Origin of the sequence: Cellulosimicrobium arenosum (assembly GCF_014837295.1) — a bacterium.
Taxonomy (GTDB): Bacteria; Actinomycetota; Actinomycetes; order Actinomycetales; family Cellulomonadaceae; genus Cellulosimicrobium; species Cellulosimicrobium arenosum.
The window spans coordinates 39,988-51,858 of sequence record NZ_JACYHB010000003.1; the positions used below are offsets into that span (position 1 = coordinate 39,988).

Consider the following 11,871-nt stretch of genomic DNA (forward strand, 5'->3'; position numbering starts at 1 on the left):
CAACAGGACGCGGGTGCGATGCACAACATGCGACCTCGGTGGCCGGCCGTCGAGCGCATGTTCCTGGCCCACCTGTCACACCGCACCACGTACCAGGGTGGCGGACGACGGCTGACCCGAGCAATACTCAGCATGCTGACCATGCTGGAGGAGGAAGCCGTGGGAGACCGTCGCCGATGGTTCGCGCTCGTCACCGTCTCGATCGCCGTGTCGCTGATCATCGTCGACTCGACGATCGTCAACGTCGCCATCCCGTCGATCGTCGACGACCTCGGCATCGACTCGACCCAGGTCCAGTGGGTGCAGGAGTCCTACACCCTGGTGTTCGCGTCCCTCCTGCTGGTGCTCGGGGTGGCCGCCGACCGGTGGGGCCGCCGTCGGACGATGATGGTCGGCGTCGCGATCTTCGGCGTCGCGTCCCTCCTCGCGGCGATCGCGCCGAGCGGCGCGCTCCTCATCGCCGCGCGACTCGTCCAGGGGGTCGGTGGGGCGATGATCCTCCCCACCACCCTGTCGATCATCAACGCGACGTTCCGCGGTCGCGAGCGCGGGATCGCGTTCGCCGTCTGGGGCTCGACCATCGGCGGGATGGCCGCCGTCGGGCCGCTGCTCGGAGGGTGGCTCACCACCGACTTCTCGTGGCGCTGGGCGTTCGGCATCAACATCCCGCTGGCCGTGCTCATCCTCGTCGCCGCGGCGTTCGTCGTGGACGAGTCGCGGTCGGACGACGTGCGGGGCACCGACCTCGCCGCCGCGCTGCTCTCGGTGGTGACGTTCGGCGGCATCGTGTTCGGCCTCATCGAGGGGCGCTCGCTCGGGTGGTGGACCACCCGGGACGGCGCCGCGGACTGGTGGCCGTTCGCCCTCTCGCCCGTCCCCGTGGCGCTCGCGGTGGGGGTGCTCGGCGGCGTCGCGTTCGTCGTGCGCAGCCGTCGGCGCAGCGCGCGGGGCGCGCCGACCCTGATCCCGCTCGGGCTGTTCTCGATCCCGTCGTTCCGCAACGGCAACGTCGCCGCCCTCGTGGTCTCGCTCGGCGAGTTCGGCATCCTCCTGTCGCTGCCGATCTGGTTGCAGAACGTCCTCGGCTACGACGCGCTGCAGACCGGCTGGATCCTCGTCGGGCTCGCCGGTGGCTCGTTCGTGGCGAGCGGGGCCGCGCAGGCGCTCATCTCCCGCTTCAGCGCGGTCGCGGTGGTCCGCGCCGGCATCGTGGCCGAGATCGTGGGCGTCGTCGGGATCGGTGCGGTCGCCAGTCCGGACTCCACGTGGGTCACGATCGTGCCGTTCCTCGTCGTCTACGGGTTCGGCGTCGGGCTCGCGACCGCGCAGCTCACGGGGGTGGTGCTCGCCGACGTCCCCGTGCAGGAGTCCGGTGCGGCGTCGGGGACGCAGAGCACGGCCCGCCAGGTGGGTTCGGCGCTCGGCATCGCGATCCTCGGCACGGTGCTCTTCACGACGACGGCGGCCGAGCTCGACGCCCGCCTGGCCGACCAGGGCGTCCCCGAGGACCAGCGCACGCAGGTCGTCGACGCGGTGGTCGACAGCGCGGGCGGCGCGATCCCCGCGCTCGCCGAGGACCAGCGCACCGCCGCGGCCGCCGACGACGCGCGCGAGGCCCTGACGCAGGGGACCCGCTACTCCGCCTTCGCGGCCGGCGCGTTCCTGCTCCTCGGCCTGGGCGCGACGCTCGCTCTCGGCCGCAGCCGTGACGACGAGCGACCCACCCGGGACCGGGCGGAGGACGTCGCCGGGCACGGCGCCTGACCAGCGCGGGCACTGCCTACTTCTTGGACTTCTTGCCGGACTTCTTCTTCGAGCTCTTCGCCTTCTTGCCGGACTTCTCCGGCGGCTTCGTCGCCGCCTTGGACGACTTGCCCGACGGCTTCGACCCGGACTTCTTCGCCTTCTTTGCCTTCTTGTCGGGGCCGGTGGGTGCGGTGGGCTCGGCCGACCTCTTCCTGCTCGCCGGAGCGGCGGCGACCGCCGAGGTGCCCGCGACGCGCGACTTGAAACCGGCCCCGATCCGGAAGCGGGGGACCGTCGCGGCGGGGACGTCGATCGCGGCGCCGGTCTGCGGGTTGCGCGCCGTGCGCGAGGCCCGTGTGGCGGAGTCGAACGTGCCGAAGCCGAGGATCGACACCCGCTCGCCGTCCGCCACCCCGGTGACGATCTCCTCGAAGACCGCGTCCACGTGTCTGCGGGCCTCCGCCGGGCTGCTGCCTGCGCGCGCCGCGACGGCCTGCACGAGCTCTGCCTTGTTCATCGGTGTCCTCCCGGAGTGGTCGTCGGCACCCGGCCGGTCGAGCGTCGTCGCGGGTGCCCGTGGGGTCATTCAAGCGTGGCAGGGGCTCCGTGCAGCGCAGAATCGCCGTGGCTCTCAGCCTGGGGCGCCGAACTCCTGCGCGCGCAGCTGCATCAGGTGCGCGTGGACGAGAGGGAGCACCGTGGCACCCTCGCCGCTGGCGGAGGCCACGCGCTTCATCGAGCCCGCCCGCACGTCGCCGACGGCGAACACGCCGCGCAGCGTGGTCTCGAGGCTCCCGGGCGGACGACCGTCCACCCAGAGGTCTTGCGGCACGTCGCGCCCGGTGAGCACGAAGCCTCGCTCGTCGAGCGCGACCCCGTCGGGCAGCCAGGAGCAGTCCGGCTCGGCCCCGAGCAGGCAGAACAGGCCGTCGGCCGAGGTCTTCGTCGTCTCGCCCGTGTCGAGGTCCACGAGCCGCAGCCACTGCAGCCACTCGTCGCCCCCGCCGTCGGCCACCACCGTGCGGGTGCGCACGGAGATGGTGGGTGTGGCCGCGATCTCGCGGGCGAGGTACTCGGACATCGTCTCGGCGATGTCGGCCCGCCGCACCACCATGGTGACCGAGCCCGCGAACTTCGCCAGGTGCACCGCCGTCTGACCGGCGGAGTTGGCCCCGCCGACCACGTAGACGTCGCGGTCGACCATCTCCCGGGCCATCGACGCCGCGGCGCCGTAGTACACACCGGCCCCGACCAGGCCGTCGATGCCGGCCACCCCGAGCCGTCGATAGGTCACCCCCGTCGCCAGGACCACCGTCCGCGCGCACAGCTGCGCGCCGTCGACGTGGACGTGGTGGTGCTCCGGCTCGTCCTCGGGCCCGTCCTCCAGGCGGACGGCCGCCCGACCGGTGTAGAAGCGCGCGCCGAAGCGGCCCGCCTGCAACCGGGAACGCTGGGCGAGGCGCATCCCCGAGATCCCGCGCGGGAAGCCGAGGTAGTTGCGGATCATCGAGCTCGAACCTGCCTGCCCGCCGATCGCGTCGCCCTCCAGGACGATCGTCGCCAGGCCCTCGGAGGCTGCGTAGACCGCGGCGGCAAGGCCTGCCGGCCCCGCACCGACGACGGCGACGTCCGCGACCGACCCCGCGGGGATCTCGTCGAAACCGCCGTACATCGCCTCCGCGACGGCCCCCGGGGTAGCGGCGGCGATCACCCGCCCGCTGAGCACCCGGACGACCGGCAGCTGCGCACCGGGACCTGCGTCGTCGAGGAGAGGACGCGCCTCCTCGTCGTCGGGACCGACTCGCCGGTTGGGGATCCCGAGGCGGTCGAGCAGGTCGTGGACAGCGGCTGCCGCCCGGTCTCCCGGACCGGCGACGACGATCGACGCCCCCGCCGTCGGCCGCGCGACGGACCAGCCCCACTCGGAGAGCAGCTCGCCCAGCGCACCGTGGAACTCCTCGTCGCGCATCCCCTGGGGGAGGGGGAGGAACGTGTCCATGTCCCGCCGCAGAGCGGCCGCCCGCAGGTCGTCGAGCGCGTCGCGGTACTCCGGGACCGGCACGAGCGCGACACGGCGCGCCGTGGCGACGACGGCGGGGACCTGGTGCAGCAGCTCGATCGCGTCGCCGTCGGGCAGCCGCAGCTCGGCGCAGACCATCGCGACGGCAGCGCGCTCGGCCACCAGCGACCGCAGGCGTTCGAGGGTCTCGTCGGCCGTCCCCACGCTCTCGATCCGGTAGTCGCGGTCGTAGCGCGCGCGGAGCTCGGCCTCCGCCTCCCGCGCGTGCGCGCCTGCGGCCAGCAGGATCACGGGGCGGTCGTCCATGCGGTCAGGCTAGGCGGCTGCGCGGAACGCCGCGAGACAGTGCCCCGGGACCTCGGGTCGAACGGGACGATCGCGCCGGTCGGGCACCGTCCGTCACCTGGGGAAAGCGCTTGCCGCAGAGGTCGCGGCCATGGCAGACTGCGGAACGCGTGATCTGCACACTCGAGGAGGAGAGGCGTCCGATGCCGTCCGTAGCACTGGTGACCGGCGGGAACCGCGGGATCGGGTTCGGGATCAGCCGTCGGCTCGTCGCCGACGGGTTCGCGGTCTCGATCCTGGCGACCCGGGAGGAGCCGACGGACGTGGTGGCGGAGCTGCGCGAGCTCGCGGGCGACGACTCGCTCGTGCGGTACGTGCGGGGCTCCGTCGCGGACCTCGACGACCACCGCCGGTACGTCGCCGACGCCGTCGACGCATGGGGCCGCCTCGACCTGCTGGTCAACAACGCGGGCGTCGCGCCGAGCGTGCGCTCCGACCTGCTCGACGCGACCGCCGAGTCGTTCGACCGGGTGCTCGGCATCAACCTGCGCGGGCCGTACTTCCTCACGCAGGAGTTCGCACGGCGTGCCGTGGAGCTCCGGGGGCCGCTGGATGCGCTCCCGGAGCCTCCGGCCGGGCCGGTCGCGACGATCGTGAACGTCTCGTCGATCTCGGCGACCACCGTGTCGACCAACCGCGGCGACTACTGCATCTCCAAGGCCGGCGTCGGCATGGCCACGCAGCTGTGGGCGGCACGCCTCGGTCCCGAGGGGATCGTCGTGTACGAGGTACGGCCCGGGGTGATCGCCACGGACATGACCGCGGGCGTCACCGCGAAGTACGACGACCTCATCGAGCAGGGCCTGGCCCCGATCAACCGCTGGGGCCGCCCCGCCGACGTCGCGGGCGCCGTCTCGATCCTGGCCTCGGGGCAGACCCCGTACTCCACCGGCGAGGTCTTCCACGTCGACGGCGGCATGCACATCCCGGTCCTGTGAGGGGAGAACCCATGAGCCACGAGCCCGAGACCCTCCGCGTCGGCGGGTACGACGTGCCCGTCGTCACCGCCACGACCGTCGTCGTCGGTACCGGTTCGGCCGGCTACTGCGCGGCCGACCGGCTGGTTCAGTTCGGCCACGACGACGTGGTCATGGTCGCGGACAAGGTCAACGCCGGGGCGTCGCGCAACGCGGGGTCCGACAAGCAGACGTACTACAAGCTGACCCTGTCGGGCGGCGACGACGACTCGGTGCGCGAGATGGCGCAGACGCTCTACTCGGGCGGCGCGATGGACGGCGACAACGCGCTCGCCGAGGCCGCGCTCTCGGCGCGCGGGTTCCTCCACCTCGTCGACCTGGGCGTCCCGTTCCCGCAGAACCGGTTCGGCGAGTTCATCGGCTACAAGACCGACCACGACCCGCGCCGCCGCGCGACGTCGGTCGGCCCGTACACGAGCCGCACCATGGTCGAGCGGCTCGAGAAGAAGGTCCGGGCCGACGGCACGCGGGTCTTCGACGAGTGCCGGGTGGTCGACGTCGTCACCGCGCCCGACCCGGCCGGGGAGCCGGGCGCGCGCAAGGTCGCGGGCCTGCTCGTGCTGCGCACCGACGTCCCGCACGACGGCGCCGCGAGCCCGTGGCTGCTGTTCCGCTGCACCAACCTCGTGTACGCGACGGGCGGGCCCGCGGGGATGTACGCGACGCGCGTGTTCCCCAACGGCCAGTGGGGCGCGTCCGGCGCGGCCTACCGCGCGGGCGTGCACGGCAAGAACCTCACCGAGTGGCAGTTCGGCCTCGCGTCGACCAAGCCGCGGTGGAACGTGTCCGGGACGTACATGCAGGTCGTCCCGCGGTTCGTCTCCACGGACGCCGACGGCGGCGGCGAGCGCGAGTTCCTCACCGAGGCGATCCCCGACTACGGGCGCCTCATGTCCCTGGTGTTCCTCAAGGGCTACCAGTGGCCGTTCGACATCCGCAAGGCGCGCGACGGGTCGAGCCTCGTCGACCTGCTCGTCTACCGCGAGACGGTCCTGCGCGGGCGTCGCGTCTTCCTCGACTTCCGCCGCAACCCGGTCCAGGACGAGTTCGACCCCTCGGCGCTGTCGCCGGAGGCGTTCGAGTACCTGGAGCGCGCGGGCGTGCTCTCCGGCACGCCGATCGAGCGGCTGCGCCGCATGAACGAGCCCGCGTACCAGTTCTACCTGGACAAGAACCCGTACGTGGACCTCGAGCGGGAGATGCTCGAGGTCGACGTGTGCGCCCAGCACAACAACGGCGGCCTCGCGGTCGACGCGTGGTGGCAGTCGAACGTCGCCGGGTTCTTCCCCGTCGGCGAGGCCGGCGGCGCGCACGGGGTGTACCGCCCCGGCGGCGCGGCGCTCAACAGCGGGCAGGTCGGCGCGACCCGCGCGTCGCAGTTCATCGCGGCGCGACGCGACGAGAAGCCGTCCGACGAGGCGGCGTTCGTCGACGCGGCGGCGCCCGTGCTCGGCGCCGCGCTCGACCTCACCGCGCGGGCCACGGGCCGCGCGGCGTCGGGCACCCCCGACAACACCGGCGACCTGCTGCGCGACGTGCAGCGGCTCATGAGCGAGAAGGCCGGCCCGGTGCGCTCCGCCGCGTCGATCGCCGAGGCGCTCGACCAGGTGCACGCGTGGCTCACCGCCTACGACGACCTCGTCAGCGCCGACGCCGGGTCGCGCCGCGCCGTCAACCGGACGTTCCTCGTCCGGGACATCCTCACCAGCGCGTACGTCTACCTGTCGGCCATGGCCGACTACCTCGCCCACGGCGGCCGGTCGCGCGGGTCGGTGCTCTACACCGACGCCGACGGCGACCTGCCCCTCGTCGGGTACGGAGACGACGCGCAGAGCGAGCTCGACCTGCCCGACCTCTACCGGTTCCGCCTCGACGGCGGTGCGCTCGACGAGGAGGTCCAGGAGACGGCGTGGGTCGCCCCGGGTGGAGACGTGCCCGGGTCCGACGACGGCACGTCCTGGGCGCCGGTGGTCCCGCGCGACGGCGCGGACCTCGCGGGCGTGCCGGTGTTCCGGTGGCGTCCACGTCGTCCCGTCCCGGCGGACGACGACTTCTTCGAGAACGTCTGGCGCGAGTTCCGCGACCACGGCAACGTCTACTGAGGGCTGCAGCGTCTACTGAGGGCTGCAGCGAGCGGGCCGCCCCGCCTGTCGGGTCACGGGCGCCCGCGGACCTGACGACCCGGCCGGCAGGATAGATTGCCGACGATGCGCCGCCCCGCCCCGACGTCCTTGCCACCCATCGGCCGAGTGCCCGGTTTCCGGGCCCTGATCGGCATGTCGCTCCTGGGCTTCGCCGGGTACGCGCTGCTGCTGCCCGCGGCGCCCTTGTGGGCGGTGCGGGGCGGGGCGGACGAGGGCGGCGCCGGTCTCATCAACGCGGTGCTGATGCTGGCGACCGTCCTGACGCAGACGACCGTCCCGTGGGCGCTGCGCCGCATCGGGTGGCGCCCGACGATGGTCGCCGGGGTGCTCCTGCTGGGCCTGCCGTCGCTCCTGTTCGCCGTCACCGACCACCTCCCGTGGCTGCTCGTCCTGTCCGCCGTCCGCGGGACGGGCTTCGCCGTCCTGACGGTCTGCGGCTCGAGCGCCGTCGCGGCCCTCGTGGACGGCCCGAGGCACGGGCGCGCGATCGGCCTCTACGGTCTCTCGATCGCCCTCCCGCAGCTGGTGCTGGTCCCGGGAGCGGCTTGGATCGCCGAGACCCTGGACTTCGGGGTCGTCTTCGCCCTCGGAGCCCTCCCGGCGATCGCGGTCCCGTTCGCCGCCCGGCTGGGGCGCTGTCTCGACCGGCTCGCGCGCGAGGACACGCCGGCGCCCGACGAGTCCGCCGCCCCCGGCCGCGGACGTGCCCTGAGGGGTCTGGTCGTGCCCGCCCTCGTGCTCCTCGCGGTGACCGCGCCGGGCGGAGCGCTGCTGACCTTCACCCCGCAGCTCGCCGGGACCGCGGGCGTCGCGGCGCTCGGCCTGCTCGCGTTCACCGGGGTCACGGCGTTGTCACGCTGGGCCGTGGGCGGGTTCGCGGACCGCTACGGTCCGAGCGTCTTCCTCGCGCCGCTGCTCGCGCTGTGCGCCGGCGGGCTGGTGCTCTGCGCGTGGGCGATCGCCGACGGCGGGACGCGGCCGGTGCTCCTCGTCCTGGGCATGGCGATCGTCGGGGTCTCGTACGGGAGCCTGCAGAACCTGACCCTCGTCGCGTCCTTCGCGGCCGTGCCGCGCCGGCAGCACAGCACGGCCAGCGCCGTGTGGAACATCGGGTTCGACGCCGGTACCGGGCTCGGGTCCCTGGTCGTCGGGTTCGTCGCCGCCGGGACGAGCTTCTCGGTCGGGCTGCTGACGACCGCGGTGGTCTGCGTGGTCGCCGCCGGGGCCGTGCTCGTCGTCCCGGTCGCCGGGGGAGCGCGGGGGCCGCGCCCGTCCGCGTGACGGTCGGCGGCGACCCTCCCCGCGTACGGACCGGTCTCAGCGGAGCGCGGCGAACTCCGGGCGTCCGTCGGCCGGCGGGGCGACGATCATCTCCGGCAGGTTCCGCGCCAGGAGCCACAGGGGCGCGAGAGCGAGGCAGAGCAACGGCACGATCGTGGGGTCACCGACGACGATCGCAGCCATGAACAGCGCGATCCACCCGTCGCGGTCGGCGGCGATCACGGCGCCGAGCACCCCGGCGCCGACCGCCACGGCCGGTGGTACGGCCGGGAACAACGCCGTCGCCGCGAGGCCGAGGGCCACGCCGATGAACACCGCCGGGAAGATCCGCCCGCCACGGAAGCCGGCTGCCGCGGCGACGACGAGCGCGCCGATCTTGACCACGGCGACGAGCGCGAGCCCCTGCCAGGTCCGGTCGTCGGCCGTCTGCGCGAGCTCCTCCATCTGGGTCAGCCCCTTGAACAGCGTCTCGGGACCACCGAGCACCCCGAGGAGCCCGAGGACGAACCCGCCGAGCCCGAGTGCGACGACCGGGCTCGGGATGCGGTGGAGACCGTGGTGCAGGACGGGGAGCAGGTACGCGCCGAGGGCGACGAGCAGGGCGGCGACGACGGCGACGATCGGGGCGCTGAGCAGGTCCCACGCCTGGGGGTCGGAGTAGGGCGCGATGTCCACCGCGAAGCTCGGTGCCCCGATCAGCAGCATCGTCACGGAGCCCGCACCGGCCGCGACGAGCGGCAGGAACAGCCTGTCGAACAGGCGGCCCGCGCTCGCGCCGCGCTCCGCGAACGTCTCCGTGAGGATCAGGACGGCGGCGACGGGCGTGGCGAACAGCGCGCCCACGGTCCCGGCGGTGGCCAGGAGGACAGGGGCGGCCGGGCTACCGGGGATCGCTGCACGCGGCCGCGCCATGATCCAGACGGCGAGGGCGACGTTCAGCGCGATGATGGGGTTCTCGGGGCCCAGGCTCACGCCGCCGGCGAGGCCGAGCGCGAGCGCGACCGCGAGTCCGGGGAGGGCGCGCACCGGGAGGGGAGGTGCGACGAGACCGGTCGTGATCGGGTCGCTGCCCGCGTGACCCGGGAACCACCGCACCGTGGCCCCGACGAGCAGACCGGTGACCGTGAGGACGGCGATCGTCCACCACCACGGGACGCCGTCGGGTCCCATCACGTCCCACGCCTCGGGGAGGGTCGTCCACACGGCGTCCTGCACCGACTCGGCGAGGGTGGAGATCCCCACGAGCGTCAGCGCGCACAGCACCCCCACGAGCAGCGCGACGGGGACCGAACGGAGCAGCGCCCGCGTCGTCGGCATCGTCGCGGTCGGCCCCTCCTCGGCGGCGCGCGGCGTGTCCGCGGTGTCTGCTGCGTCCCCTGCGTCCTCGGCTGCCCCCCGGCCGCCCGTACCGTCCATGGCGCACAGGCAACCACGGACGACGGCCTCGCGCACCCTCGGTCCGCGGCTGCGCGCGGGAGGAGGTCTGCGAGAGGATGCGGGCATGGACAGGAACCGAACGCTGGTCGTCGGGCTCGCCGTCTGCGCCGGGGTGATCGTGGCCACGCTCCTCGTCGTCGCGCTCGTCACCGGCTAGCGGTCAGGGCCCGCATCGATGCCGAGCGACGACCTCGACGACCTCCTCGCCGCGGGCGAGGCGGCGGACGTGACCGGTTGGGACTTCTCGTGGCTCGCCGGGCGCGCCACCGAGGAGCGGCCACCGTGGGGCTACGCGCGCCTGCTCGCGGACCGGCTCGGGCGGGCCGGGTCGTCGCTCGACGTCCAGACCGGCGGTGGCGAGGTGCTCGCCGAGGCGGCCGTCTTGCCGCGGACCGCCGTCGCGACCGAGTCGTGGGCGCCCAACGTCGCGGCGGCCAGCCGGCTGCTGCACCCGCGCGGGCGTCGTCGTGGTCGCCGACCCCGACGAGCCGCCGCTGCCGTTCGCGGACGCCGCGTTCGACCTCGTCACGAGCCGCCACCCCGCGACCGTCTGGTGGGACGAGATCGCGCGCGTCCTGCGGCCGGGCGGGACGTACCTCGCGCAGCACGTCGGCCCCGGGAGCGCCTTCGAGCTGATCGAGTACTTCCTCGGTCCCCAGCCGGAGGGTCGGCGGCACCGCGACCCCGGCGACGAGGCCGCCGCCGCGCGCGCCGCCGGCCTCGAGGTCGTGGACCTGCGCACGGCCCGTACGCGCATCGAGCTGCACGACGTCGCGGCCGCCGTCTACCTGCTGCGCAAGGTCGTGTGGTGGGTGCCGGACTTCACCGTGGACCGCTACCGGGACCGGCTGCGGGACCTGCACGAGCAGATCCGGCGCGAGGGACCGTTCGTCGCGCACTCGACCCGGCACCTGATCGAGGCGCGCCGCCCGGCTGCGGCCTCGTAGAGTTCGTCGTCGAGCGGTGCGTCGACCACTCGAGCCGACAGGCCGGGGCGCACCGGGGACGTGAGGGCCACCGATGACGCCGGAGCACGTGGACCTCTCCGTCCTGGACCGCCGGACGACGCGCGAGGAAGCCGTCACGGTGCGCGAGATGGCGCGCCGCGGGGCTTTCGGCGAGCCGAGCGCGCAGAGCGTCGGCGAGGGCCGGCGCACGGCGGGCCTGCTCGGGATCGTCGTCGGGGTCTTCCTGGGCCTGATCTGCCTCGTGACCCTCGTCGTCCAGCTGGTGGGCGGGAGCGTCGACCGGGGAGAGCTGGTCGTCTGGCTCGTGCTCACGGCGGTCCTCGTCTCGCCCGCGTTCCTCCTGCCCCTCCTCGGTCGGGCCTCGGACCTGCGGATGTGGCGTCGCTGCGCCCCGCTCCTCGAGCTGGCCCGGGCGAACGGGGCGCAGCTCGAGCCGGTGTCGTCGCGCCCCGCGCTGCCGGGGCGGATCTTCGGCGTCGGCATCGGCCGCGTGCCGACGACGACCGAGCGGGTGGCGTGGCCCGCGACCGAGGCCGGCCCCGAGGTCGAGACCGGCACCCGGACCTACGTCGTGTCTTCCAGCTCCAGCTCGACCACGCACCGGCACCGGTACGTCGCGGTACGGCTCGACGCAGCACAGGGGAGTCCCCGGATCGTCTTCGAGCCCGGTCGTCACGACGGGATCCGCCAGGGCTACCCGCCGCTCGCGTCGCGCTCGCCCGACGGCACGCTGTACGCCGGGTCCGAGAGCGGGGACCACGCGCAGCGACTCTTCACGGACGACCTCCTCGGGCTGCTCGCCGACCGCACCGGGCCGATGGCGGCCGAGGTCGTGGACGGCTGGTTCCTCGCCTGGACCGTCGGCGACGGGAGCCCGACGGACCAGCGGCTCTGGCGCCGTCAGCTCGCGATCGTCACGACCGTCCTCGCCGCGGAGCTCGCCGGGCGGTGAG

The 11,871-nt window shown here is 74.0% G+C and carries 8 protein-coding genes and 1 pseudogene; 6 read left to right on the forward strand and 3 right to left on the reverse strand.

Annotation, left to right across the window (positions count from 1 at the left end; translation table 11 throughout):
- The first annotated feature begins 132 nt into the window (after positions 1-132).
- Positions 133-1,764, forward strand: coding sequence for an MFS transporter (locus IF651_RS04740; protein WP_241744134.1), 1,632 nt, complete (start codon positions 133-135; stop codon positions 1,762-1,764).
- Between the two features lie 16 nt (positions 1,765-1,780).
- Here the strand turns inward: IF651_RS04740 and IF651_RS17955 are convergent, their stop codons facing one another.
- Both IF651_RS17955 and IF651_RS04750 read right to left on the reverse strand, forming a co-directional pair.
- Entirely contained in the window at positions 1,781-2,332 is a 552-nt protein-coding gene (locus IF651_RS17955; protein ID WP_338403774.1) for an HU family DNA-binding protein, read from the reverse strand.
- A 45-nt stretch (positions 2,333-2,377) separates the two neighbouring features.
- Positions 2,378-4,072: an NAD(P)/FAD-dependent oxidoreductase gene (locus IF651_RS04750; RefSeq protein WP_191827959.1), complete on the reverse strand. Its 1,695-nt coding sequence runs from the start codon at positions 4,070-4,072 to the stop codon at positions 2,378-2,380.
- A 182-nt stretch (positions 4,073-4,254) separates the two neighbouring features.
- Between IF651_RS04750 and IF651_RS04755 the strand changes: the two genes are divergently transcribed.
- The 3 genes from IF651_RS04755 (at position 4,255) to IF651_RS04765 (ending at position 8,513) form a co-directional block, all read left to right on the forward strand.
- On the forward strand, positions 4,255-5,049 hold the full coding sequence (locus tag IF651_RS04755; RefSeq protein ID WP_191827960.1) for a 3-ketoacyl-ACP reductase: 795 nt from the start codon (positions 4,255-4,257) through the stop codon (positions 5,047-5,049).
- Between the two features lie 11 nt (positions 5,050-5,060).
- On the forward strand, positions 5,061-7,190 hold the full coding sequence (locus IF651_RS04760) for an FAD-binding protein (protein ID WP_191827961.1): 2,130 nt from the start codon (positions 5,061-5,063) through the stop codon (positions 7,188-7,190).
- Between the two features lie 105 nt (positions 7,191-7,295).
- Complete coding sequence (locus IF651_RS04765) at positions 7,296-8,513, forward strand: MFS transporter (protein WP_191827962.1); 1,218 nt, start codon at positions 7,296-7,298, stop codon at positions 8,511-8,513.
- A 36-nt stretch (positions 8,514-8,549) separates the two neighbouring features.
- Here the strand turns inward: IF651_RS04765 and IF651_RS04770 are convergent, their stop codons facing one another.
- Complete coding sequence (locus IF651_RS04770) at positions 8,550-9,929, reverse strand: ion channel protein (RefSeq protein ID WP_241744135.1); 1,380 nt, start codon at positions 9,927-9,929, stop codon at positions 8,550-8,552.
- Positions 9,930-10,125: 196 nt separating this feature from the next.
- On the opposite strand from IF651_RS04770, the pseudogene IF651_RS04775 reads away from it, so the two are divergent.
- Positions 10,126-10,897 (forward strand): annotated as a pseudogene (locus tag IF651_RS04775) (class I SAM-dependent methyltransferase).
- Positions 10,898-10,970: 73 nt separating this feature from the next.
- Positions 10,971-11,870 (forward strand): hypothetical protein, encoded by a 900-nt coding sequence (locus IF651_RS04780; RefSeq protein WP_191827963.1) that lies wholly within the window; start codon positions 10,971-10,973, stop codon positions 11,868-11,870.
- Position 11,871: the final 1 nt, after the last annotated feature.